The organism is Paenarthrobacter aurescens, assembly GCF_041549525.1.
Classification (GTDB): Bacteria; Actinomycetota; Actinomycetes; order Actinomycetales; family Micrococcaceae; genus Arthrobacter; species Arthrobacter aurescens.
In genome coordinates this window covers 711,730-735,181 of record NZ_CP157456.1, presented here as the reverse complement: position 1 = coordinate 735,181, position 23,452 = coordinate 711,730, and the positions used below count along the sequence as shown (strand labels likewise).

The following is a 23,452-nucleotide window of genomic DNA, read 5'->3' as shown; positions in this document are numbered from 1 at the left end:
ACGGAATCAGGGCGTTAGAATGTGTAAATGCACAATTCCGAAACATCCGGGCATTCCGTTCGCTGGGCCGAGTTGGTGGACGAGCTTGAAGGCAGGCTGGACACCCTGGCCCAGGCCTTCACCACCAGGGTCCGGGAAATCCCCGAATACGGCGAAAGCCAAGTGACGGTCCTGGAAATTCAGGAGACCGCACGGGAGACCTTCAGGCGACTGATCAGCGGCCTCCGGAACGGCAAGACGGACAGCCGCGATGGCCTGCTCGACTTCGCCTCAGACCTCGGCTCCAAGCGCGCCCGGGCCGGCATCCCTCCGGAATCCCTCACCTCTGCTGTTCGCCTGGACTTCAGCATCCTCTGGGCCGAATTGCTGGAGATCGCCCACACCGAGGATGCCGCGCTGCTGGCCACCCGGGTGGACCAGGTGTGGAGCGTCGTGGACGAGTTCGCCACCCGGACGCACACCAGTTACCTGACCGAGCGTGTCAAGATGGCGCAGGAAGAATCCAGTATCCAACGGGAGTTCATCGCACGCCTGTTCAACCAGAGCAGCCCATCCTTGGAAACCTCCTCCCAGGTAGCTGCGGCACTGGGCATCAACCCCGAGCAACGCTTCGCCTTGGTAGCGGCCAGCGGCGAACCGGGGGCACGGCTGCGAGCAGCTACGTCCCAGTTCGGATCGGGGCAGCACACCCGGCAACGCTTGTTCCTGCACGAGTCCGGCGGCAACACGTACGTTTTCTGGGCGCTGCCAGCTGTTCGGACGCGGGGTGCTGAGCCCCTTGGCGAGACGCGCAGCCCTGAAGCCGAAGGCCGGCAGTTGCCGCCCGGCGTCGTCGATGTCCCGTGTGGCTACGTGCCCGAGGTCCTTGGACTGCGGGCCCTTCCAGGGGCCGCCCGCACCGCCGAGAGCCTCGCCGCTCTGCTGCGGCCACGCGACTCTGGACCCTTGTCAGCTGATTCAGCCTGGGCGCGGCTGGCCCAGCAAAACCTGCAAGACGCAGGCCTGGACCTCGCCGCGGAACTCGAAGAGGCCCTGGCCGAGTGCCGTGGCGGCGAGCGCGAACGCCTGCTGGAAACGGTCCGGAACTACCTGGTCACCGGCAATGTCACCGTCACGTCCGAGCAGTTGTTTTGCCACCGCAACACCATCCTCAACCGGCTCAACCGCTTCCAGGAGCTGACGGGAATCGACCTCGCCGTCCCAGCAAAAACGGCACGGCTGGTGGTGGCGTGGGCCTAGGCTTCAGCAGGCGAAGCTGCACACCGGTGTGTGTTCTCACATTCCTGGCCGCGGTTTGCTGGAGATTATGCCATTGATGGTGTGATCCGGCACACACCATAGTTGTAGCTACCTTGCACCGGACATTCGTCCCCGCACCCCATCCGGAGAATCAGATGGCCCCCACGGTAGATACTTCCTCCGCATCCACAGCCAGGTTGGACCTGACCAAGATGCGCAAGATTGCCCTTGCCAGCGTTATTGGCACCACCGTCGAGTGGTACGACCTTTTCGTGTTCGGAACAGCGTCGGCCCTCGTCTTCAACAAGATCTTCTTCCCCAGCTTTGATCCAATCGTCGGCACCATGCTGGCCTTCGGCACGTTCGCTTCCGCCTACATTGCCCGCATGTTGGGCGCAATCATCTTCGGCCACTTCGGTGACCGGCTGGGGCGCAAATCCATGCTGCTGGTCTCCCTCCTGACCATGGGAGCGGCAACCTTCGCCATTGGCCTGCTGCCGGACTACAACAGCATCGGCATCATGGCGCCACTTCTGTTGCTCTTCCTCCGCGTCATCCAAGGCCTGGCCCTCGGCGGCGAATGGGGCGGCGCCGTGCTCATGACCGTCGAACACGCCCCTCCATCGCGTCGCGGCTTCTATGGTTCACTGGTGCAGGTTGGCGTTCCCGCAGGCACACTGATAGCCAATGTGGCCTTCCTGATTGTGGCCTCCACAGTCAGCACCGAAGCTCTGTATTCGTGGGGCTGGCGTATCCCGTTCCTCGCCTCAGTCCTCTTGGTCACGGTGGGCATCTACATTCGCCTGAACATTGAAGAAACCCCGTCATTCCAGGCAGTCAAGACCGCCGGGGCCAAGGCCAAGATGCCGTTCGCAGCATTGATGGCCAAGTACTGGAAGCAGGTTGTCCTGGGCGGCGTAGCTACCCTGTCCACTGGCAGCACGTTCACCCTGCTGGTGGCCTCCGGCGTCTCCTACGGCAAGAAGGAACTCGGCCACTCCGAAAGCCTGATGCTCTGGGTGGTCTTGGCGTCCTGCATCCTGGGACTGTTCCTCATCCCGTTCTTCGGCAAGCTCTCCGACAAGTTTGGCCGCAAGCCCATCATCTTCGCCGGCGTAGCAGCCGAGGCGCTACTCGCGTTCCCCATGTTCTGGCTCATGGACACTAAATCGGTGGCACTGCTGTTCGTCGCCTACCTGGCCATGATGACCGCGTTCTGCGCCAACTACGGACCCATCGCCACGTTCCTTGCCGAGCTCTTCGGATCCAAGGTCCGCTACTCCGGCCTGTCCGTGGCTTACATGCTGTCGGGCCTCCTGGGCAGCGCCGCCACCCCGTTCGTCACCACATGGCTTCTGGGAATGACGGGCCAGAGTTCCTCGATCGCCTGGTACATCATGGCCGCAGCCGGCCTGTCCTTGGTGGCTCTCTTCCTGCTGACCGAAACCCGGTACGGCAACATTGACGCCGTCGATGAGGCACCCGCAGAAGCAGCAACGGAAACCGCGGCAGCCAAGTGAACCCACGCACCATCGAGCGCCTGGCCGGCATCCCCGGCCAGGCGCCCGCCGTCGGGCCCTTTTCCCCGGCGGTCATTGCCAACGGTTTTGTCTTCACCTCCGGCCAGATCCCCGCGATCACCGGACTGGACCATCAGCCGGACACCTTTGAAGGGCAAGTCCGGCAAACCATCCAGAACCTCGCGGGAGTGTTGGAAGCCGCAGGTTCCAGCCTTGAACACGTGGTCAAGGTCAACACCTACCTGACTAGCCAGGACCAGCTCGAGGAGTACAACCGCGTGTATGTGGAGTACTTCGGCACCGCCAAACCGGCTCGGACTACCGTATGCGTGAGCCTTTGGGGCGTGTCCCTGGAAATCGAATGCATAGCTGTCCTTGCCCAGAAGGTCCCCGCACAGAAACCGGAGGTAACCCCGTGAGCCCAACACTCCTGCAGGACCTGAGCGATGTCAGCTACCCCACCATCGGGCACTTCCTTGAGGATGGCTTCGTCTCCCCCGCCATCCAGTCGTTGCTGGCAAACGTGAAAATTGCCGGCCCCGCCGTCACAGTCCGCATCGCAGACCACGACGCCATTGCCATGAACCACGCACTCTTGGCACTCCGTCCCGGCGATGTGCTGGTGGTGGACATGGGCGGCGACCACCAGCATGCGCCCGTGGGGGCCGTCACGGCGGCCGCAGCGCTCGCCCAAGGAGCAGCCGGCGTGGTGGTTGATGGCGTGGCCACCGACGTCCTGGAACTCCGCGAGACCGGCCTGCCCGTGTTCGCCCGCGGAACATCGTGCCTGACCACCAAGCGCCTGTACGGAACCGGCTCCGCCGTCAATGTCCCGGTGCACTGCGGAGGCGTGCAGGTCAACCCCGGACACCTGGTCCTGGGCGACGATAACGGGCTGATCATCCTCTCCCCCGAAGCGGCAGGCAACGTGCTGGAAAAAGCGCTCGGATCCGACGCGGCGGAGCCCGCGATCCTTGCCCGCATAACATCCGGGGAGCCGCTCGAGTCCATTCTGGCCCTCTAATGCCGCCGAGAGCGTAACCACGCAGCCATCGGAACGCCTCCAAGGAAGTTCGGCAGGTGATGCGGTAGAACTTAACCATGAGCGTACGTACACCCGACCCGTATCCAGGCTGGCTTTCAGATGAGGACCTCTTCGAAGCCCGCGGCCGACTCCCCATGGTTTACGTGGAGGCCGTTCCGGTCAGGCTGGACCCGCTCGGCTATGTCAACGAGGTAGGCACCCTCCTGCAGGGCGACGCTGACGGGAACATGGTCCGCTACCTCGTCTCCGGCCGCGTTCTCTACCGCGAGACCATCCGCGCTGCCCTCCTGCGGCACATGGAAAAGGACCTCGGTCCCCTGGCGTTCCCGCAGCTGCCCATCAGCCCCGTCCCTTTCACGGTGGCCGAATACTTCCCCGCTCCATCGCAAACAGGTTTCACCGATGACCGTCAACACGCGGTGTCGCTGGCGTACATCATTCCTGTGACCGGCGAATGCGAACCCCGCCAGGACGCCCTGGAACTTACGTGGATGACGCCCCAAGAGGTGCTGAGCGAGAACGTGCAGCAGGAATTCGACGGCGGCCGCGGGAACCTCGTCCGGCAAGCGCTGGCTTTCTCGGGCATCGTTCTCTAGCGGGTCCCGGCCCTTGCGTCGGCTGGTCTTTGTAGACTGGACGGCGGACCCCACGAGAACCAAAGGACTTCCGATGACTCACAGCCCAGCCACACAGCAGTACATGGAAAAGCAGGCTGGGGACCTGCAGCCCGGAGATTTTGTGTTCCCGCCCGGTGACGGGCCGGCCGAGGAAATCAGCACCATCGAAGTGCAGAACGACGACTTCGGCGTGGCGGCGTTACTGCTGGTGACCATGGTCGACGGCGGCACGGTGCGGATCGCTGTCGGGTCCAGTGTTCCTGTGGGCGACGGCGTTGCGGCCGGCTCTGGTGATGCTTCTGACCCCGGCAACCCTGACTCCAGCACGCCCGCGGAACCCGACGCCGAAGCGCAAGCCGGTCCCGCCGTCGTCGTGCCTCCCCGCCCGGAGACACCCCCGGCGCATATCGGCCCCAGTGCCGAAGAACTGGCCCTCATCCCGGAGCCGGACGGCACCCCGGAAGCCGTGGTGCGCGCCGCGGCTGCCGACCACAAGGGCAAGAACGGCGTGCAGGTACTGTCCGAACGGCTGGCGAAGGGCATCAACACCAAGTCCGGAAGCTGCCTCCGCGACCTCAGCGACCTCGCGTTCGATCTGTGCATTGTGCTGCGGGATCCGGATCACGCGTTGGCTGTTGCTGACCTCCTGAACGTTCTGCCCTTTGACGGAAACCTGGACCGGTGGGCGTCCATTGAACGGGCGCTGGCGCTGTCCAGTTTCATCTGCCGCGAGGCCGGACAAAGTGAACGTGCAGCGGTCTACGAGAAACTGCTGCGCGCCCCCGAGTCCCAGGAAGAGGATCCGTTCAAGGCCCGGATCAATGCCCGGGTACGCCAGCGCTCACTCAACGAACCCAACTTGTACGACAAGGAAATCTTCCGCGCGATCGACAACGGCAACCACGAAGCCGAACGCGAATGGCGTTTCCTGCGCCTCGAGGCGCTGATGTTCCTGCGTGCCCACGGCGGTTCGAAGACCATCGGCGAAGAAGAGTTGGCGCGCCGGATCGGCAATGAACTGGAATCGGTGCGCGCCTAGGTTTCCTGTCCCGCGGATTCCCGGAATTCAAGGCCTGTTTTATGGGCGCGAACGGCGGTAGATTCGGGGCCATGACGAACAATCTGAGCGTTGTGATTAATGCCGACGCGCAGCAGGTTTGGACAATGCTGCGTGAACCGTCCCTGGTCGCTCAATGGCACGGCTGGGAAGCTGACGACCTCACCGACGAAATCAAACAGATCTACTTCAATACGGACGTCGTGGAAGGGCCCGATCATACGAGCCTGACCGTCAACGGCGGCGATGTCTTTGAGCTCCACCCCGTCTCCGGCGGCACCGAAGTGAGAGTCACCAGGGTTGCCCTGGATCACGACTCCGAGTGGGCCGACTGGGACGAGGACATCACCCAGGGTTGGCTCACTTTCCTTCATCAACTGCGCTTTGCCCTGGAGCGGCACCCGCACGGGCACCGGCGGACGCACTTCGTCTCCGTCTCCGGCAAAGGCGGTCCGGCCATTGAAAAACTGGGGCTCGGGGATCTGCCGCCCGTTGGGGAGGAGTACTCGCTCACGCTTGCCACCGGCGAGAAGATCTCGGGCAAAGTCTGGTTCAAGAGCCGGCACCAGGTTGGCCTCACCGTCCACAGCTACGCCGAGCACGGCGAAGGGCTGCTGATTGTGGCTGAGCAGCTGCCCATCCCGGAGAAAAGGCCCGACGGCGGGTCAATGGTGATTGCCTCCACCTACGATTTGGGGGCCCACACCTTGGCAGACATCCGGTCCTCGTGGGACAACTGGAAGGCTGAGAACTACGGGTAGCGGAGGTTTTTCGGCGGGTTACCCGCGGTAAAGCTGGCACACTTGATAGCGTGCCAGCTTCCTCCTCTGCCCCAGCATCCTCCCCCGCGTCAGCATCCTCCCCCGCGCTGCCCGGTTTGTCCCACCGGCAATCCGAGTTCTCCTTTTCGGTGGGCACCCGCCTGACTGAAACGTGCTCGCCGTCGGACGCGCAAGTGGACGCCAACGGCGGCGCTTTTCTGGGCCGGACCGGCACCATCACCACACCGCACGGGACCATCCAGACGCCCGCGTTCATCGCCGTCGGAACCAAAGCAACCGTGAAGGCAGTACTGCCGGAGTCCATAGCCCAGCTCGGAGCTCAAGCGGTCCTGGCCAACGCCTACCACCTGTATCTGCAGCCGGGGCCAGAAATCCTCGACGCAGCGGGCGGGCTGGGAGCGTTCATGAACTGGTCCGGACCCACTTTTACGGACTCGGGCGGATTCCAGGTGATGAGCCTGGGCTCGGGGTTCAAAAAAGTGATCGATATGAAGAATGTGGACAATTCCGGGCCGGACGACGCCGTGGCGCCGGGCAAGGAGCGGCTCGCCCACATCGATGACGACGGCGTCTGGTTCAAATCGCACCTGAACGGGGACCGGCACCGCTTCTCCCCCGAAATTTCCATGCAGGTACAGCACCAGATCGGCGCGGACATCATGTTCGCGTTCGATGAGCTCACCACGCTGCAGAACTCCCGGGCCTACCAGGAGGAGTCGCTGGAGCGGACCCGGCTTTGGGCGCTGAGGTGCTTGGAGGAGCACGCGTCCCTGACGTCCTCGCGCGCGGCTAAGCCATACCAAGCACTGTTCGGGGTCATTCAAGGCGCCCAGTACGAGGACCTGCGCCGCAAAGCCTGCCAGGACCTGGGCGCCATGCCCTTTGACGGGTACGGGATTGGCGGTGCGCTGGAGAAGGAAAACCTTGGCACCATTGTGCGCTGGTGCAATGAAGAGCTGCCTGAGAACAAGCCCCGCCACCTGTTGGGTATCTCAGAGCCGGACGACATCTTCACGGCGATCGAGAACGGAGCCGATACCTTCGACTGTGTCTCCCCTACCCGCGTTGCCCGGAACTCGGCGTTCTACACCCCGTTTGGACGCTTCAACTTGTCCGGGGCCCGCTACAAGACCGACTTCGGCCCGTTGCAGGACGGCTGCGACTGCTACACCTGCGTGAATTACTCCCGGGCGTACATCCACCACCTGTTCAAGGCCAAGGAAATGCTCTCGGCAACGCTCATCTCCATCCACAACGAGCGCTTCGTGGTGAAGATGGTGGACGACGCCCGCCTGGCCATCGAATCCGGGGACTTCTTCGAGTTCAAGGCCGAGACGCTGGGCCGGTACTACTCCTAGCTTGTTGCCGCTCCGCTGGACGGAGGCCTAAGCTGCGACTGTGCCGTAGCTTGGCTCGCGCTTCTTGATCCAACCAACTACCAGCACGGTGACCGGGACGAACAGGAACTCCACGGCGGTCTTGTAGACGAAGCCTGCCAAGGCGTAGTTCAGGAACGAGCCGAAGTCCGTGATGCCAATGACCGACGCCGCGATGCTGCAGAAGATCAAGGTGTCCACCAATTCGCCCACCACGGACGAGCCCATGAGCCGTGCCCACAGGGATTTCTCACCGGTGCGGGCCTTCATCTTGACCAGGATCCAGGAATTGATGGTTTGCCCGGCAAGGAAGGCCAGCAGCGAACCAAGGACGATCAACGGCACGGGGCCGAGTGCGCCTTCGATAGCCGCCTGTTTGCTGGTGCCGTAGTCGTCAGTGAAGCCGGGCAGCACAATGATGATCCAGTAGCAGAGGGACGCGAACACTGAGAGCGCGAACGAGGTGATGATCGCTTTGCGTGCAACTTTGAAGCCGTACACCTCGCTCATCACGTCGCCAAGAATGTAGGCGATGGGGAAGAGGAAAAATCCGCCGTCCGTGATGATCGGGCCCAGCACAACGCCCTTGGAGGCGCCGATGTTGGACAGGATCAGCACCACGGCCATGATGGCCAGCATGATGCCGAAGTAGGGAGAGCCGATCGAAGCGAAGCGCGGCGCGGGCTTGCTCAAAGTACTGGAGCCTGAGGGCGAGGGCATGGGTCATCCATTTCGTAGTGGTTCGCGCAGGCTCCTTCTCCAAGGGCCCCGCTGTATTAGCACTGTGGTTGGTGGGGCATCCGGCCCGGCACCGGTTCCATTCTCCCACTCCTGCCCCGCCCTTCTCTCACATCCCGGGCGCTTCCGGCCGTCCCTCTCTCACATCCCGGGCGCTTCCGGCCGACCCTCTCTCACATCCCTCTTTTTGAACACGTTCAGAAATCGTGCCATACTCGTTCTTGAACACGTTCAAATCGGAGTCAGGAGCAGCGGATGGCAGCAAAAAGCGAGCAGACCCGGCAACTCGTTGCCGACGTCGCACTGAAGATGTTCCGCGAAGTGGGCTTTGAGAAGACCACTATGCGCGCCATCGCACAGGAAGCCGGCGTCTCGGTGGGCAACGCGTACTACTACTTCGCCTCCAAGGACGAGCTGGTCCAAGAGCTCTACATCCAGGTGCAGGACGAGCACGCAGTCGTCGCAGCGGAGGCTCTCGAAGGAGTCCAGGATCTGGCAGGGCGGCTGAAGGCAGTGCTGCATACCGGGATCGACGTCATGGCTCCTTACCACCAGTTCGGTTCCGACTTCATTGCCACGGCGATCCGGCCGTCGTCGCCCGTCAACCCGTTTGGCGAGGCGTCCACCACCGCCCGTGAGGCTTCTCTCGCGATCTTCCGGTCCGCCGTCGAAGGTTCCTCCCCTTCGGTCGCCAAAAAGTTACGCGGCGATCTGCCCGAGCTGCTGTGGCTGGCGTACATGGGGGTGGCGCTGTTTTGGGTGTACGACCATTCCGAAGGCCAGCGACGCACACGGAAACTGATCGACGGCGCGGCCCCACTCGTGGCCCGCGGCCTCTCGCTGGCAAAAATTCCGGGCGTGAGCAAAGTGTTCGACGACGTCCTGGGCTTGGTGCGCAGCGTAAAGGAAGACGCGTGAAGCCGCGGACAGTGGTTCTCGCGGGCGCATCCGGGTTCATCGGCAGATACTTCAGGGAGCGGTTTGTTGAGGAGGGGTGGCAGGTCCGGACCGTTGGGCGGGGCGCTTCAGCTGACGCTCAATGGAACGACGACGGCGCCATCACCACAGCCCTGGACGGCGCCGAACTGCTGGTCAACCTCGCCGGACGGTCCGTGAATTGCCGTTACAACGTCCGGAACCGGCGCGAAATCATGGACTCCCGGGTATTGACCACACGGGAGCTGGGACGGGCGGTTTCTGCGTGTGAGGACCCACCCCGGACGTGGATCAATTCAAGTACGGGCACCATTTACCGTCATGCGGAAGATCGCCCGCAGTCGGAGGACTCAGGTGAGCTGGGTAGCGGGTTTTCCGTGGATGTGGCCCGTGCTTGGGAGGATGAGCTGGACGCTGCCGTTGTGCCTGCTACCCGCAAGGTGCCGCTCCGCATTGCGATTGTGCTGGGACCTGGTGGTGGCGTGATGGGTCCGTTCCGGAACCTCGCCCGGCTTGGCTTGGGCGGGTATATGGGCCCGGGCACGCAGAAGTTCAGCTGGATTCATGTGGAGGACTTGTTCCGTGTGGTGCTGTTCGCGCACGCTCATGGTGAGCTGACTGGGCCCCTGAACGCGGCGTCGCCGTACCCGGTGGACAACCGCGAGCTGATGTCACTGGTCAGGCAAAGCATGCGTGTCCCGTTCGGCATCCCGACGCCGTCATGGTTGCTCGAGGCCGGGGCCGTGCTGATCCGGACACAGACCGAGCTGGTGCTCAAAAGCAGATGGGTAGAGCCCCGGAAACTGCTCGATGCCGGGTTCGCATTCGAGTACCCCTGCCTTACCGGTGCCCTCAACCACATCGCGAACCCCACACGCTCTCTCACATAACCGCCCCTTCCGCCGAACCATCTCTCACATCCCCGAGAGTTTCGGCGGACGATCTCTCACATTCCTCAGGAGGTAATCGTGAGCCAGGAACCATGGACCGACGAAGATGAGTCCGCGCTGGCAACAAAACGCCCATCCGGCGGCTGGCGGTACGGGCCCAAGGACCGGGTGGTGCTCAGCGGCAAGGGTTTAGTTGTAGGAATCGTCGTGGCTGATGCGGTGTTCTTCCTCTTTTGGGCCATTCCGTCGTGGAGCCTCAACCCAAACCATGCCAGCTACACCCTTGCCATGACGGCGACGGCGATGGTCATAGGGCTCATCCCGATCGGCGTGGTGGGGACAGCTGTCGGATGGCCTTTGGGGGTGGCGTTACGAAGCGTCCGGAATCAGTGGCTTCACGTTGCTGCGTTCTTCGCGGCCGGGGCGATCATCTGCGTCCCCTTCGGAGGATTTTGGAGCCCCTCCGCGTGGGCCTTCCCTTTATCAATAGCCGTCGCAGCAGGCGTTGGCCGCCTCGCCGTGTGGAAACTCGTCCGCATCAACCACGCCGGCGAACCTAAGTAGCGAGGAACCACTTTTTCGTAGTCGGCGTAGGACTGGCCAAACCTCTCCCGGAGCACGTTTTCTTCCCACAGCGCGCCCAGGTGCTCCACGAGGATCCCAGCCGGGAGAGTCGCCGAAGCCCAGGCAGAACCTCTACCCAAGGCCACCCCCGCATGGATGAGCCACCACCCCAGATACATCGGGTGGCGACTCAGAGCATAGGGGCCGCTGGTGACCAGGTCCTCCGGATGCCCCAGCGAAAAGTTTCCGGTTGTTTTGCGCCGGCGCTCCGCGACTGCCCACGCGGTGATCCCCGTTCCAACCAACGCCAGGCCAACACCGGCTGCTTTGAGCCGGGCATTGGGCTCGGTAACGCGAACGGGGCGCAGATGATCGAGGACTACATCAAGCACCAGGCCAACAACCTGTCCTGGCGGCAGCGGGATCCTCCCTGCCTCCTGCAGCGCTACGCGAGCTGTGAGACGAACTGCACCCATGCCACGAAGATAGCTCCGGCCGTCCCGGAAAGCTACAGCAAAAGCTCCAGCCAAACCAGAGGGATCTGAGAGAGGGACGCAGCCAAACCCGAGGGACCTGAGAGAGGGACGCAGCCAAACCCGAGGGACCTGAGAGAGCTTCGTGCCGGGTAGCGAGCCGCCGCCGCCGAGCCTTGGCGTTCACGGGTTCGGGGCCGCGCCCGGCTCAAGCCGAAACCTAAGGAAGTGTTAGGAAATCCCCCGCGAGCTAGGGCTGTGCCGTGCATCACCCATAGTTTGGAACATGTCCTCTTCACCAGGAGGGCCTTTCTTAGTCGACGAAGAGCCATGCGCAAGGACGCCATGAGCACGAGCTTCATGGACAGAACGAACTCATGCAAGACACGGCCGCTGCAACATGCTGCCGTCCAGGAAGGTTCATTGATGAGCACCCAACAAGCTGCACCTCTGAGCGAAGCCGCCCAGACACGTAAAGCCGTGAGCAACATCCTCAAGGGCTCCGCGGGCAACCTCGTGGAGTGGTTCGACCTCTACGTCTATACGGTTTTCGCGGCGTATTTCCAGTCGCATTTCTTTAATTCGTCGGACGATCTCCAAGCAGGCCTTGAAGCGATGGCCGTGTTCTCGACGTCGTTCCTTATGCGTCCAATCGGCAGCTGGTTCTTCGGCCGTTATGCGGACCGCAAGGGCCGCAAAGCTGCGCTGACACTCAGTGTGACCATGATGTCGGCCGGATCTTTTGCCATCGCGATCCTGCCAACGCAGGACGTCATTGGCCTGTGGGCGCTGATTCTGCTGGTGTTTATCCGCATGATCCAGGGCTTCTCAGTGGGTGGCGAGTACGGTACCAGCGCTACGTACATGTCCGAGGCCGCCACGGCCAAGCGCCGCGGCTTCTTCTCGAGCTTCCAGTACGTCACGCTGATCGGCGGGCAGATGCTGGCCCTCCTGGTGCTGGTGATCCTGCAGAACACCATGAGCAAGGAAGACCTCACCGCATGGGGCTGGCGGATTCCGTTCGCTCTGGGTGGCGCCGCTGCGCTGGTGGTCCTTTGGCTTCGCCGTTCCATGGAGGAAACTCTTTCCGCGGATCAGCTCCGCGCCGCGCACGTCAAGGTTGAGGGCGAGGCCCAGCCTGGCACCATGAAACTGCTGTTCACCAAGCACTGGAAGCCGCTGCTCATCTGCATTGGCATCACGCTTGGCGGCACGGTGGCGTTCTACACGTACACCAACTTCATCCTGAAGTTCATGAACGATACTTCCGGCATCGCAAAGACTGATACCTCCGTGATCAACTTCTGGGCGCTCTTTATCTTCATGCTTCTGCAGCCTGTGTACGGCATGCTCTCTGACAAGATCGGCCGGAAGCCGCTGCTGATCTGGTTTGGTGTAACGGGTGTGCTCTTCACCTGGCCGCTGCTGTCCACGCTTGCTGGAACCAAGGATCCGTTCGTGGCGTTCCTGCTGATGTTCGGCGGCCTGTTGATGGTGGGTGGCTACACGTCCATCAACGCACTGGTGAAGGCTGAACTGTTCCCGGCATCCATCCGCGCGCTTGGCGTGGGCCTGGGCTACGCGATTGCCAACTCACTGTTCGGCGGCACGGTTCCCCTGATCGGTGCGGCCCTGCAGAAGTCGGGTCAGGTGGACATGTTCTTCACCTACGTCACTGCCGCGATCTTCATCTCGCTGCTGGTGTACATCTTCGCGCTGAAGAACAAGAAGCCCACGCACTTGGATGCGGAGCAGGGCAACGCCTTCGTGGCCAAGGGCGCTGTGAAGGAAACCGACGACGACGGCACGAAGGATCGCGTCAACGCCTGACCTGCCTGCCTTGTTGGGCCCGCTCTGCGCGCTTTGGATACTCCGAAGGGCGCAGAGCGGGCCTCACAACGTTAAGCTCTAGTAGCGAACCAGCCCCAAGCCGAAGGAATCAAAGCCTGTGCACGTGCTCATCGTCGAGGATGACGACGCCATGGCGTCGGCCTTGAGCGCTGCCGTCGCCTCTGCCGGCCATAAGCACACCCGGGTATCGCGCGGCGAGGATGCGTTGCTGGCGCACAGGCAGCACGAGGTGATCCTCCTGGATCTGGGCCTGCCTGACTTGGACGGCTTGGATGTCCTGCGAAAACTCCGCCAGGTCACCCAAATTCCCATCCTGATCCTGACGGCCCGCGACGACGAGCGAAGCGTGGTTCTGGGCCTTCGTTCGGGGGCCGATGACTATCTGGTCAAGCCTGTGAAGCTCGTGGAATTGCTCGCAAGAATTGAAGCCGTGACCCGGCGAACCAACCGTTCCGGCCATCAAGCCCCGCACAACATCGTCCTCGGGGAACTGGAAGTGGACCTCGATCGCCGCGTGGCCACCGTCGGGGAACGGCAACTCGCCCTCACAGCAACAGAGTTCGACCTCCTCAGTCTGCTGGTCAGAAACGCCGGCTCCGTGGTGACCAGGGAACAGATCCTGGACGCACTCTGGGGCGACGCGTTTCTTGCGCACTCCCGATCTTTGGATGTTCACCTCACAGGTCTGAGGTCAAAACTCCAGCTCCCCGGGTTCATCATCAACGTCCGCGGCGTCGGCTATCGCGTCGAGCAACCGTGAAAGTCCGCGTCCTCGGCATCCTGAGCCTGCTGGTGGTGATCATCGTGGTGACCGTGTCCAGCGTGATCCTCACTTCAGCCAGCCGGGAGCTCACCCAGGAACTGCAGATCAACCGCGTCGCAGCCCTCAATCGCTTCGCCCAGCTGGCCAGCGACGCAGCGCAGGACAACAACACCAGCCAACTGCAACGGGAAATGGACCGGTACTCCGAGCTTTATGGTGAAGGAATCCTGATCCGGCTCCAAGAAGTGACAATCAACTCCGGCGGGCTCAGCGAGGACCAACCCGAGGCCCGGGACGCACTCAACCGGGCCAGCCTGAACCTCAGCGACACCACTTTGAACCCCATCCGCGCCTTCGGATCTGGCACAGACATCATCTCCCGGTCCTTCGGCACCGCTAGCCAGGTACTCGGCGAGGTGGTCCTTGAAGTGGACCTCGACGCTGCCCGGCAGAAGTTACGGGAGCGGTGGCTCGTGGTCGTGCTTGCCGCTGTGGCGTTGGGTGCGCTGCTCCTGCTGGCGGCATCCCGCATCACCGGCTGGGTCCTGCGCCCCGTCCACAGACTGAGCAAGGCTGTCCACGAGTTGGAAACCACGGGCAAAACCAGCCAACTCCCGGAGGCGGGCCCACCGGAACTGCGCGAACTCAGCCGCTCCTTCACGGCCATGGCCGGCACGGTGACGGAGAGCATGGAGTCCCAGCGCCGGCTCATCGCCGACACCTCGCACCAGCTCCGAAACCCTGTTGGTGCGCTGCGCTTGCGCATCGATCTGCTGCAGCTGGCGTTGCGCTCAGCCCCGGAGAAGGAGGCGGCAGCGGGCGTCGTCGCGGAACTTGAGCGGGTGGAAGAAATGCTCGACGGCGTGCTGAAGCTGGCTACCGCTGAACATCGCGCCTTCGAAGGGTCATCCCGTGTGGAGCACACCGAGCACAAGCGTCTGGCCGTCATCGATCCCTACCCAGTCCTGCAAGGCGAAGTGGAAAGGGCGACGCCGGCCGCTCACCGTGCCGGATCAGAGCTGACGTTGAAGGGCCCTGCGTCCGAAAGCCACATCGTGTGCGACCCCGACGAACTCGCGCACATGGTGGGCGAACTCCTCACCAACGCCATCAAGTACGCACCCGGCTCCCGCATCACGGTGGCTACCCAGCAGACGAGCGGAGGCACCGCCGTCGTAATTTCCGACGACGGTCCCGGCCTTCCAGCCGAACAGCTCGCTGAGTCCACCACCAGGTTCTGGCGGGCGCCGCAGCACAACAAGATTCCCGGCAACGGCTTGGGCATGACCATCGTGGAGCGCCTGGCACAGGCGAACGGTGGGCGACTGATCCTACAAACGCGTGAGGCACACGGGTTGGTAGCCCGACTCGAATTTGCGGGGCCTGGGGATGGCTCTCATGTCTAAGGCACCCACGATCTCCCGGCGAAACGCCATCAGAGCAGGCTTGGCACTGGGCATCGGCGGCGCCCTGCTCGCGTCGACCACAGCCTGCACGCCGGAAGAACAGCCGAAGGAGCTCACTGTTGCCGGTGGTGAATCCGGTGGCTTTTACCTGGAGTTCGCCACCCTCCTGGCAGACTTGCTGCAGCGGGAAGGTGTGGCCGCAAACACCGCCGCGCTGGTCACCGGCGGAAGTCTGGAGAACATCCAGCGGGTTGTGTCCGGCGAGGTGACCTTCGCCGTCGCGCTGGCCGATGCAGCAGCGCAGGCCGCAGCGCCCGCCAGGACGCCAGCGAAACCCGAAGACCTGGTAGCACTGGGAAAGGTGTACCAGAACTACGTCCACTGCATCGTGCGGGAGGACAGCGGGATACGGACCCTCGCAGACCTCGCCGGGAAGATCGCGGGCGTGGGTGAGGTGGGCTCGGGAACCACCCTGACCGCTGGACGGATCATCACAGCTGCGGGACTCTCCGAACCACCCCGCACCTTGAAGCAAGTGAATCTCGGCTTGAACCAGGCACTGGCCTCACTGCAGGACGGTTCGATTGACGTGATGATCCAATCGGGAGGGGTGCCCACCGCTCCCATCGCGGCCGCAGCGAAGCACATTGGCCTTCGGCTCCTGGACATTTCCGAGCACATCCCGGCAACGCGCGCAGAGTCGGGGTTCTTCTACGACCGCGTGCTGATCCCGGCCAACAGCTACGGTAACGCCCCCGCCGTCTGGACCGTGGGCGTGGCCAACCTTCTCCTGTGCCGCAGGGATCTGGCCGATCATGTTGTTCGGCGGACAGTGGAGTTGTTGGTGGAGCAGGCTCAGGATCTGGTTCCGACGTCGAGCACCGGCGTCCAGTTCCTCAGCCCGGAAACCCTCATCAACACCGCGGGCATCCCGCTGCATCCGGCCGCCGAGGCCGCCTACCAGACGTTGCACGGCTAGCCTCGTTTAGGAGTCGAACCGGAGCAACTGCCAAAATGGAGTCATGACTTCAGCCGCTGCTCCTGCCATTGCCCTGACCATTGCCGGCTCCGAAGCGACCGGTGGCGCCGGTGCGCAGGCCGACCTCAAAACCTTCCAGGAACTCGGAGTGTTCGGCATCGCGAACCTCACGTGCATTGTTTCCTTCAACCCGAAGGACAACTGGAACCACCGTTTCGTCCCGGTGGACCAGCAGGTCATTGCGGACCAGCTGGAAGCGACGACGGCGGCCTACGGTGCCGCTTCCGGCGCACCTTCTGTTTTGGACACCGTGAAGATCGGCATGCTGGGAAGCCCTGCAACCATCAGCACCGTGGAGAAGGCGCTGGCCGATGGTTCCTTCAAGCATGTGGTCCTTGACCCGGTGTTGATCTGCAAGGGCCAGGAGCCCGGCCACGCCCTGGATACCGATCAGGCTTTGAAGGCGCAGATCCTGCCGCTGGCTACTTTTGTCACTCCGAACCACTTCGAAGCCGAGTCCCTTTCCGGGCTGACCATCACCGACGAAGAGTCGCTTAAATCCGCCGCCATCCGCATCCACCAGATCAGCGGCGCAGCAGTCCTCGCCAAGGGCGGGGTGCGGCTGGAAGGGCCGGACGCCGTCGACGTTTACTACGACGGTGAGACCCTGGAAGTCCTGCGCGCGCCGAAAGTTGGCGAAGTGGCTGTGTCCGGTGCGGGTTGCTCGCTGGCCGCTGCTGTGACTGCCGAACTGGCCAAGGGCGCCACTCCTCTGGAAGCCGCGCGAACTGCGAAGGCTTTCGTGACTGCCGGAATCAAGAACCGAGTGTCCTCCGGCGCCCCCTTTGACGCCCTGTGGCAGGGTGGGGCTTTGTCCTAGCGCGAGACCTTGCCCATGAGTGAAGCTATGGGCCGCAGGAACAACGGGCGGGCCAGGAACCAGGCCGCCGCCGTGAAGACGATGGATGCTGCGAAGATCCCGAAACCCCACCAGCTGTTGTTGTCGTCGTTGGCGGCGTACATGTGGTTGAGGTTCCGCAGCGCACCAGTGGCCAGCACCAGGGTGACGTGGACGATCACGAAGGCCACGAAGTAGATCATCACCGGGAAGTGGATCTTGCGGGCGAGCTCGATCGGGTAGAACTTGTTGATGGCAGCCTTCTTGGGCCATGCCCCGGACATCCGGATTCCGGTGATGATGGCCAACGGCGCGGCGATGAAGACCGTGACGAAGTACGTCAGGAGCTGGAGGCTGTTGTAGTTGTTCCAGCCGTTTTCAACCGGCCAGTTCAGCGAGGCGTACTGCAGCCCGGCCGAGACGGCGTTGGGGAAGACATCCCAGCTGGTGGGGACGATCCTTAGCCACTGGCCTGTGGCAAAGAGCAGCACAATGAAGATGATGCCGTTCAGAACCCAGAGCGCGTCCAGGGTCAGGTGGAACCAGAGGTCCAGGCTGATCTTGGTGGGCGGGTTCTTGGTTTTGATGAGTCCCTTGTTGTTCCGGGTCCAGTTGGCCGCCGGGCGGGTGGTGGTGCGCACCTGCCAACCGGAGCGGATGATCAGGACGATGAAGAACATGTTGAGGAAGTGCTGCCAACCAAGCCATGCCGGAAATCCGGTGGGAGTGCCCTCCGGAATTGCCGAGTGCCCGGGGTAATCGGTGAGGAACTGCTGCACGGGCTGCAGGGTGCGGAGCCATAGCGCAATGAGCACCAGGATCAGTGCCACCACCAAAGCTCCTGCGGTGACGACGACGGGCTTGAACCACCTGTTCGACGTGATCCCGGACGACTTGCTTGAAACGGACATCAGGCCGCGTTCCTCTCTGGCTTGTTTGGCTGCGACCAGTTGGCGCTATATAGCGATTCAACCAGTTGCAGCCCGACGGTGAAAACGGCACCCGGGTTTCGGGGCGTCCTGCGTCAAAAATCGCAGCATTCGGATATATGCCGCAATATGCGTTTCTAGAACGAACTTCCGGAATTATTTCCCGCACTGGAGGGCTTGGTCAAGGCTTCCTGCTGGCTATGTGGATAATTCCGCGGGTAGGATTCCAGAAAATGGCCGGTCAACACTCCGGTCTACGTCCTGCCTGCGAGAGGAGCCCACACCGTGGTCCGTAAGACATCCGAGGCAGCCACCACCGCAGGCTCCTGGCAATGGACGCGTACCGCGGTAACCCGGCGAAATCTGCTGGACGCGGCCGCCCAGGTGTTTGTGGAACACGGTTTCACCGACGCAAGCATCTCGGACATCGTTGCCCGTGCCGGCTCCAGCGTCGGCAGCCTCTATCACCACTTCGGCGGGAAGACTGAGCTTTTCCTTGCCTTGTGGGACGACTATCAAAATGAACACGAACGACTCGTGGCATCGGCTGTGGCCAAGGCGCGCAAGGCAGGCGAAAGCGATCCCCTGGCGCTGTTCAACGTAGGCAGCCGCAGTTACTTCGACTACACCTGGAAGAACCGAGACCTGGAACTGGTGTTCATTGAAGGCGATACTCCTCCGGGCTTCGAAGTCCTTCGCCGTGAGCGCGGCCGCGAATGGGTAAGGCAGAACTCCGTGCTCTTGGGCGCCAGCGACGACACTTTGGGCAGGCTTACAGTCGCGGTGATCACGGACATCATCACGGTGTCAGGTCAGGAAGTGGCCCTCGCCGCATCCAAACGCGAGGCCGACGAGGTTGTTCAAGCCGCCGCGATCCTGGTGGAGCGGGTGGTCCGCTAAGCCTTCCTAACCCTCTCGCACCTCCGGCCTACCGCGGGTCCGCCACCCACCCAGTGAACAGCTGCATTCCAGTCTCTCCGTGAATGATCTGATAGTGGAATGGGTGGTCAAGGATGATCTCCCGTTCCGGGGTGAGTGCACTTGATGCCTCCGCATTGATCTGGGTCACCGCGGAGGCGATGGTCCCCTTCTCCGCCACGGTGATGTTGGCTGCCTGGGCGGCCTGGGTCAGCTTCATGCCTTGCTGGATCGCGTCGAAATCCTTGTCCGTGGCCAGCATTTCCGTCAGGCCCAGCGTCTCAAACACCTTCCTGAGTTCGAACGTGGTCTTGTGGTCCCACTTGGGCAGGCTGATCTGGACCATGTCCGGGGAGGCCGCTCCCAACCGCTTCGCCGCGTCCGTCAGCACCTCCGAAGAAACCGCAGCCGTCCCGCCGGACCCCGACGCCCCGCCGTCGGGCAGTACGAGGCGCATCACGAAGCCTTCGGCGTACGGCAGATCCACGGCCTTCCACCCTGGAGCTTCCGCGTAGGCCATGCGGAGCGATGAATGCATGGTGGGCACATTGATTGCCTCGCCGCCAGCCAGGGTAAATGGCGCATCCTCTGTGTCGTTCGCGTCGAAGGGCGTCTGCCAGGCGGCGGCGAAGTACAGGGCGTTGAGGAGACTGAACGTGTTGTCCGGGCTGTATTGTGCGGGGGCCTCCTTGATCCGGCCGCCGGTATTCTTGCTGACCCACTGGTCGATTGCAGGTTTGGTCACGGCCTCGTCCCGAAAACTAACCGGATAAACGCCCGTGCCAAAATGCTTGCCGAGCGTGGTCAGAAAAGCCTCGCCAGTGGGCACGCCCTTGTCCACGAACAGCCCATTGGCAGCATGCATCACCGGCTTCTGCGGCGGGTTGGCTTCGTCCACAGAGCCGGGGTCGCCGTCGAACTTTTCAAGGGAGGCGAGCAGCGCGTTCATGGCTTGGTCGCGCCCTTCGGTGGGAAGCCCCAGGGCTGTATCCATCTCTGCCGCCGTAGCACCGGAAGCTCCCGCCCTCAGCATGCTCAACGCAATCAGCAAGCTGGCCGGTGACGAGACGACGTTGCCGTTGCTCGAGTCGCCGCCATCGGCCAGCAAAGTGACGCCAAGTTTGCGCGCTGAGGCGTTGAAGGTTTCAAGTTCGGCGGAGTAGTCCGCCCTTTCGACCGAAACGCGGGCCACGCCGTCGGCGGTGAGGAGCCCGACGTCGGCGGGTTGGGGCGCGCAGGCACTCATTGTCGCGGAGCCGGTCACCAGTGCGGCTGCCGCGATCAGCGTTGTCGCTTTACGGACTCGATTCATGGCGCATCCCCCGTTGGTGTTGTCCTCATATGGTGCTCCGTGTGCGGTGCGAACTCACGCGATATGCGAGAGGGCTGGCGAAATGTTGCCGGAATGTGAGAGAGCGAACGGCCCAACCACGCGGGATGTGAGAGAGGGCTGGGGGTTACCGTTCGGAGTGGGCCGCCAGGAAGCTGTACACCTCGGTCTCGTCAACGCCGGGGAAGGCACCGGGAGGCATGGCGGCCAGCAGGTGCGAGTGCGCGCGGGCGGAGGGCCAGGCGTTACCTGCCCACTCATTGGCCAAAGATGCCGGCGGCCGCTTGCAGCAGTTGGGGTCCGGGCAGTTGGACGTTGCGCGGGCCGTGGTTTCCCGGCCCCGGAACCATTTGACGTGCTGGTAAGGCACCCCGATGCTCAAGGAAAACTCCCCCGCTGCCGAGCGCTCGGTGCGGGCAGTGCACCAGTACGTGCCTGACGGCGTGTCCGTGTACTGGCTGTAGGCGCTGAATTTGTCCGGGACATCGAACACGGCACGCGAGGTCCACGCCTTGCACGATGGCTGCCCCTCAATGGCTCCGGTGTGGTCCTGGGGGAACGTCACGCCGTCGTTCTCGTAGGCCTTGTAGATGATGCCGGACTGGTGGGTTTTCTGGAAGTGCGTGGTGATGCCCAGGTGTTTGGTGGCCAGGTTGGTGAAGCGGTGCGCTGCGGTCTCGTAGGACACAGCGAAGGCATCGCGGATGTCCTCCACGGCGATTTCCTTGGCCGCTTTGGCTTTTTGCAGGAACTCAACCGTGGCCTGCTCCGGCAGCAGCAGCGCGGCGGCAAAGTAGTTGGTGGCCACACGCTGCGCCAGGAAATCCCCGTAGTTCCGCGGAGTTTCGTGCCCCAGGACGTAGTGGCCCAGAGCCTGGAGCAAAACAGACCGAGGATCGTGATCCTGCCGCTGGTTCTGCGTCAGATAAATTCTGCGGTTCTTCAGATCGGTCACGGACCGCGTGGAATGCGGCAAATCGCCCACGTGGTGCAGCGTGAAACCAAGGTTCTCGGCGATGTCCGCGATGACGTGCTGGCTCAGCGGCCCGGTGGTGTAACCCACCCCTTTGAGGACCTTCTGCGCCTCAGCCTCATACTCGGGGAAATAGTTACCGCGCTCACGCATCATGGCACGCAACTCACCGTTCGCGCGGCGGGCTTCCTCCGGCGTCGCCACCTGCTCATTGAGTTTGCGTTCGAGCTCCTGAAGCAGCCCCACCTGCGACTCCAGGACATCGAGCGGAAGCCGCGAGCTGATGCGGATTTTGGGCAGGTTGAGCGACTCGTAGAGCGGCCCGCGCTGGTACCGTTCCAGTTCGATTTCCAGTGCCGCCCGCCGGCTGGGCGGCTCGGCCCCCAGCAGTTGATCGATGGTGACGTTGAGGGCCGCGGCGAGCTGCTGAAGCAGCCCCAATTTTGGTTCGCGCTTGCCGTTTTCGATCAGGCTCAGCTGGCTGGGCGCGGTCCCGACGGCGGCACTCAAGTCGTCCAGCGTCAGCCCGGCCTGCTTGCGCAGATGGCGCACGCGGCGGCCAAGGCTGATGACGTCCAGTTCAGGGGACGCAGCGGTCGACGACGGCGATGCTACTTCGCGATTCCAGCTCACAGGCGACATTTCTTGAGAATACGCGAAGAAGTGCATTTCTTTCCATACTTTTCCTCTAGTAACCCACTTGGAAGTGCAGAAAAGTAGGTCTTACGAAAAAGAAATACAGATCCCGGACAAGCCGGCCGATGCAGCAAAGGCGCAGCGGAGGCCGGCCCGGGCACCACATAGGAGATCAAGATGACCGCATCATTTGAACCAGCAGAGCAGAGTGCAGAGCAGCAGGCCGCAGCGCTGGAACTTGAATGGTCCGCCAACCCGCGCTGGGAAGGCGTCACCCGTGATTACTCGGCCACCGACGTCGTCCGTCTCCGCGGCCGCGTCTCCGAAGAGCACACCCTGGCCCGCCGTGGTTCGGAAAAGCTCTGGAAGCAGCTCACCGAGGAAGCTCCCACCGGTGGCTACACCAACGCTCTCGGTGCCCTGACCGGCAACCAGGCCGTTCAGCAGGTCAAGGCCGGCCTCCGCGCCATCTACCTTTCCGGCTGGCAGGTGGCCGCTGACGCCAACCTCTCCGGTCAGACCTACCCGGACCAGTCCTTGTACCCGGCCAACTCTGTGCCCCAGGTTGTCCGCCGCATCAACAACGCCCTGCTCCGTGCGGACCAGATCGAGTATGCCGAGGGCGTCAAGACTGTTGAGGACTGGCTGGTTCCGATCGTCGCCGACGCCGAAGCCGGCTTCGGTGGCCCGCTGAACGCCTACGAGCTCATGAAATCCATGATCACCGCCGGTGCCTCCGGTGTTCACTGGGAAGACCAGCTCGCATCCGAAAAGAAGTGCGGCCACTTGGGCGGCAAGGTCCTCATCCCCACCCAGCAGCACATCCGGACCCTGAACGCAGCCCGCCTGGCAGCCGACGTCGCAGGCACCCCCACGGTGGTCATCGCCCGCACCGACGCCGAAGCAGCAACGCTGATCACCTCAGACGTTGACGAGCGCGACCAGGAATTCATCCTCCGCGAAGGCGGGCAGCCGGTTCGCACCGCCGAGGGCTTCTACAAGGTCCGCAATGGAATCGAACCCTGCATTGCCCGGGCCAAGGCCTACGCCCCGTACTCCGACCTCATCTGGATGGAGACGGGCACCCCGGACCTGGAACTGGCCCGCAAGTTCGCCGAATCGGTCAAGGCCGAGTTCCCGGACCAGATGCTCTCCTACAACTGCTCCCCGTCCTTCAACTGGCGCAAGCACCTGGACGACGCCACCATCGCCAAGTTCCAGCGCGAACTCGGTGCCATGGGCTTCACGTTCCAGTTCATCACCCTGGCCGGATTCCACGCCCTGAACTACTCCATGTTCGATCTCGCCCACGGTTACGCCCGTGAAGGCATGAGCGCCTACGTGGAACTCCAGGAGAAGGAATTCGCCTCCGAGTCCCGCGGCTACACCGCCACCAAGCACCAGCGCGAAGTCGGCACCGGCTACTTCGACGACATCGCAACCGCGCTCAACCCGAACGCATCCACTTTGGCCCTGGTGGGATCCACCGAAGAAGGCCAGTTCCACTAATCCCCAGCCGCCCCCTCCGCTCG

At 62.9% G+C, this 23,452-nt stretch carries 23 protein-coding genes and 1 pseudogene; 19 read left to right on the top strand and 5 right to left on the bottom strand.

The window, feature by feature from the left end:
• The first annotated feature begins 27 nt into the window (after positions 1–27).
• From ABI796_RS03600 to tgt, 8 genes are all read left to right on the top strand, one after another.
• On the top strand, positions 28–1,239 hold the full coding sequence (locus ABI796_RS03600) for a CdaR family transcriptional regulator (protein ID WP_141283202.1): 1,212 nt from the start codon (positions 28–30) through the stop codon (positions 1,237–1,239).
• 155 nt (positions 1,240–1,394) lie between these two features.
• On the top strand, positions 1,395–2,759 hold the full coding sequence (locus ABI796_RS03595; protein WP_170224903.1) for an MFS transporter: 1,365 nt from the start codon (positions 1,395–1,397) through the stop codon (positions 2,757–2,759).
• The gene (locus ABI796_RS03590) at positions 2,756–3,178 is read left to right on the top strand and encodes a RidA family protein (protein WP_141283203.1); all 423 of its coding nucleotides are present in this window, start codon (positions 2,756–2,758) and stop codon (positions 3,176–3,178) included. Before ABI796_RS03595 ends, ABI796_RS03590 begins: the two co-directional genes overlap by 4 nt.
• Positions 3,175–3,783, top strand: a complete 609-nt coding sequence (locus tag ABI796_RS03585; RefSeq protein ID WP_141283204.1) for an RraA family protein — start codon at positions 3,175–3,177, stop codon at positions 3,781–3,783. The genes ABI796_RS03590 and ABI796_RS03585 overlap by 4 nt, the downstream gene beginning before the upstream one ends.
• A gap of 77 nt (positions 3,784–3,860) precedes the next feature.
• Entirely contained in the window at positions 3,861–4,400 is a 540-nt protein-coding gene (locus ABI796_RS03580; protein ID WP_091465301.1) for an NUDIX hydrolase family protein, read from the top strand.
• A gap of 73 nt (positions 4,401–4,473) precedes the next feature.
• Positions 4,474–5,460, top strand: coding sequence for a DUF6707 family protein (locus ABI796_RS03575; RefSeq protein ID WP_141283205.1), 987 nt, complete (start codon positions 4,474–4,476; stop codon positions 5,458–5,460).
• Between the two features lie 71 nt (positions 5,461–5,531).
• Entirely contained in the window at positions 5,532–6,239 is a 708-nt protein-coding gene (locus ABI796_RS03570; RefSeq protein WP_141283206.1) for an SRPBCC domain-containing protein, read from the top strand.
• Between the two features lie 107 nt (positions 6,240–6,346).
• Complete coding sequence (tgt, locus tag ABI796_RS03565; RefSeq protein ID WP_174754518.1) at positions 6,347–7,618, top strand: tRNA guanosine(34) transglycosylase Tgt; 1,272 nt, start codon at positions 6,347–6,349, stop codon at positions 7,616–7,618.
• Between the two features lie 27 nt (positions 7,619–7,645).
• Here tgt and ABI796_RS03560 read toward each other — a convergent pair whose 3' ends face one another.
• On the bottom strand, positions 7,646–8,356 hold the full coding sequence (locus ABI796_RS03560; protein WP_141283208.1) for a queuosine precursor transporter: 711 nt from the start codon (positions 8,354–8,356) through the stop codon (positions 7,646–7,648).
• Positions 8,357–8,629: 273 nt separating this feature from the next.
• On the opposite strand from ABI796_RS03560, the gene ABI796_RS03555 reads away from it, so the two are divergent.
• The 3 genes from ABI796_RS03555 (at position 8,630) to ABI796_RS03545 (ending at position 10,764) form a co-directional block, all read left to right on the top strand.
• Positions 8,630–9,292 carry a TetR/AcrR family transcriptional regulator gene (locus ABI796_RS03555; RefSeq protein ID WP_141283209.1) on the top strand — a complete coding sequence of 221 codons (663 nt, stop codon included), beginning with the start codon at positions 8,630–8,632 and terminating at the stop codon, positions 9,290–9,292.
• Positions 9,289–10,200 (top strand): TIGR01777 family oxidoreductase, encoded by a 912-nt coding sequence (locus tag ABI796_RS03550; RefSeq protein WP_141283210.1) that lies wholly within the window; start codon positions 9,289–9,291, stop codon positions 10,198–10,200. Before ABI796_RS03555 ends, ABI796_RS03550 begins: the two co-directional genes overlap by 4 nt.
• Before the next feature lie 78 nt (positions 10,201–10,278).
• The gene (locus ABI796_RS03545; protein ID WP_246095763.1) at positions 10,279–10,764 is read left to right on the top strand and encodes a hypothetical protein; all 486 of its coding nucleotides are present in this window, start codon (positions 10,279–10,281) and stop codon (positions 10,762–10,764) included.
• Between the two features lie 92 nt (positions 10,765–10,856).
• Here the strand turns inward: ABI796_RS03545 and ABI796_RS03540 are convergent.
• Positions 10,857–11,069: pseudogene (locus ABI796_RS03540) on the bottom strand (methyltransferase family protein); the annotation flags it as partial.
• Between ABI796_RS03540 and ABI796_RS03535 the strand changes: the two are divergent.
• From ABI796_RS03535 to ABI796_RS03510, 6 genes are all read left to right on the top strand, one after another.
• The gene (locus ABI796_RS03535) at positions 10,992–11,309 is read left to right on the top strand and encodes a hypothetical protein (protein ID WP_246095764.1); all 318 of its coding nucleotides are present in this window, start codon (positions 10,992–10,994) and stop codon (positions 11,307–11,309) included. The pseudogene ABI796_RS03540 and the gene ABI796_RS03535 sit on opposite strands and share 78 nt — an antisense overlap.
• 354 nt (positions 11,310–11,663) lie before the next feature.
• Positions 11,664–13,067, top strand: coding sequence for an MFS transporter (locus tag ABI796_RS03530; RefSeq protein ID WP_141283211.1), 1,404 nt, complete (start codon positions 11,664–11,666; stop codon positions 13,065–13,067).
• A 118-nt stretch (positions 13,068–13,185) separates the two neighbouring features.
• A complete protein-coding gene (locus ABI796_RS03525) occupies positions 13,186–13,848 on the top strand; it encodes a response regulator transcription factor (protein WP_141283212.1) in 663 nt (220 codons plus the stop codon).
• Positions 13,845–15,257, top strand: coding sequence for a HAMP domain-containing sensor histidine kinase (locus tag ABI796_RS03520; RefSeq protein WP_141283213.1), 1,413 nt, complete (start codon positions 13,845–13,847; stop codon positions 15,255–15,257). Before ABI796_RS03525 ends, ABI796_RS03520 begins: the two co-directional genes overlap by 4 nt.
• Positions 15,250–16,236, top strand: coding sequence for a TAXI family TRAP transporter solute-binding subunit (locus tag ABI796_RS03515; RefSeq protein WP_141283214.1), 987 nt, complete (start codon positions 15,250–15,252; stop codon positions 16,234–16,236). Before ABI796_RS03520 ends, ABI796_RS03515 begins: the two co-directional genes overlap by 8 nt.
• Before the next feature lie 43 nt (positions 16,237–16,279).
• Complete coding sequence (locus ABI796_RS03510; RefSeq protein ID WP_141283215.1) at positions 16,280–17,116, top strand: hydroxymethylpyrimidine/phosphomethylpyrimidine kinase; 837 nt, start codon at positions 16,280–16,282, stop codon at positions 17,114–17,116.
• Here the strand turns inward: ABI796_RS03510 and ABI796_RS03505 are convergent.
• Entirely contained in the window at positions 17,113–18,045 is a 933-nt protein-coding gene (locus tag ABI796_RS03505; protein WP_141283216.1) for a cytochrome b/b6 domain-containing protein, read from the bottom strand. The genes ABI796_RS03510 and ABI796_RS03505 overlap by 4 nt on opposite strands.
• Before the next feature lie 303 nt (positions 18,046–18,348).
• Between ABI796_RS03505 and ABI796_RS03500 the strand changes: the two genes are divergently transcribed.
• Positions 18,349–18,963: a TetR/AcrR family transcriptional regulator gene (locus tag ABI796_RS03500; RefSeq protein WP_141283217.1), complete on the top strand. Its 615-nt coding sequence runs from the start codon at positions 18,349–18,351 to the stop codon at positions 18,961–18,963.
• A gap of 28 nt (positions 18,964–18,991) precedes the next feature.
• On the opposite strand, the gene ABI796_RS03495 is transcribed toward ABI796_RS03500, so the two are convergent.
• Both ABI796_RS03495 and ABI796_RS03490 read right to left on the bottom strand, forming a co-directional pair.
• Positions 18,992–20,293 carry a serpin family protein gene (locus ABI796_RS03495; RefSeq protein WP_141283218.1) on the bottom strand — a complete coding sequence of 434 codons (1,302 nt, stop codon included), beginning with the start codon at positions 20,291–20,293 and terminating at the stop codon, positions 18,992–18,994.
• Between the two features lie 145 nt (positions 20,294–20,438).
• Entirely contained in the window at positions 20,439–21,953 is a 1,515-nt protein-coding gene (locus ABI796_RS03490) for an XRE family transcriptional regulator (protein ID WP_141283219.1), read from the bottom strand.
• Between the two features lie 144 nt (positions 21,954–22,097).
• On the opposite strand from ABI796_RS03490, the gene aceA reads away from it, so the two are divergent.
• On the top strand, positions 22,098–23,429 hold the full coding sequence (gene aceA / locus ABI796_RS03485) for an isocitrate lyase (RefSeq protein WP_141283220.1): 1,332 nt from the start codon (positions 22,098–22,100) through the stop codon (positions 23,427–23,429).
• Positions 23,430–23,452: the final 23 nt, after the last annotated feature.

Bases quoted from the DNA above. Each gene is read 5' to 3' on its own strand.
- ABI796_RS03600 (WP_141283202.1), top strand. From the start codon at position 28: ATGCACAATTCCGAAACATCCGGGCATTCCGTTCGCTGGGCCGAGTTG.
- ABI796_RS03595 (WP_170224903.1), top strand. From the start codon at position 1,395: ATGGCCCCCACGGTAGATACTTCCTCCGCATCCACAGCCAGGTTGGAC.
- ABI796_RS03580 (WP_091465301.1), top strand. From the start codon at position 3,861: ATGAGCGTACGTACACCCGACCCGTATCCAGGCTGGCTTTCAGATGAG.
- ABI796_RS03575 (WP_141283205.1), top strand. From the start codon at position 4,474: ATGACTCACAGCCCAGCCACACAGCAGTACATGGAAAAGCAGGCTGGG.
- ABI796_RS03570 (WP_141283206.1), top strand. From the start codon at position 5,532: ATGACGAACAATCTGAGCGTTGTGATTAATGCCGACGCGCAGCAGGTT.
- ABI796_RS03560 (WP_141283208.1), bottom strand. From the start codon at position 8,356: ATGCCCTCGCCCTCAGGCTCCAGTACTTTGAGCAAGCCCGCGCCGCGC.
- ABI796_RS03555 (WP_141283209.1), top strand. From the start codon at position 8,630: ATGGCAGCAAAAAGCGAGCAGACCCGGCAACTCGTTGCCGACGTCGCA.
- ABI796_RS03535 (WP_246095764.1), top strand. From the start codon at position 10,992: ATGCCCCAGCGAAAAGTTTCCGGTTGTTTTGCGCCGGCGCTCCGCGAC.
- ABI796_RS03530 (WP_141283211.1), top strand. From the start codon at position 11,664: ATGAGCACCCAACAAGCTGCACCTCTGAGCGAAGCCGCCCAGACACGT.
- ABI796_RS03515 (WP_141283214.1), top strand. From the start codon at position 15,250: ATGTCTAAGGCACCCACGATCTCCCGGCGAAACGCCATCAGAGCAGGC.
- ABI796_RS03510 (WP_141283215.1), top strand. From the start codon at position 16,280: ATGACTTCAGCCGCTGCTCCTGCCATTGCCCTGACCATTGCCGGCTCC.
- ABI796_RS03505 (WP_141283216.1), bottom strand. From the start codon at position 18,045: ATGTCCGTTTCAAGCAAGTCGTCCGGGATCACGTCGAACAGGTGGTTC.
- ABI796_RS03495 (WP_141283218.1), bottom strand. From the start codon at position 20,293: ATGAATCGAGTCCGTAAAGCGACAACGCTGATCGCGGCAGCCGCACTG.
- ABI796_RS03490 (WP_141283219.1), bottom strand. From the start codon at position 21,953: ATGCACTTCTTCGCGTATTCTCAAGAAATGTCGCCTGTGAGCTGGAAT.
- aceA (WP_141283220.1), top strand. From the start codon at position 22,098: ATGACCGCATCATTTGAACCAGCAGAGCAGAGTGCAGAGCAGCAGGCC.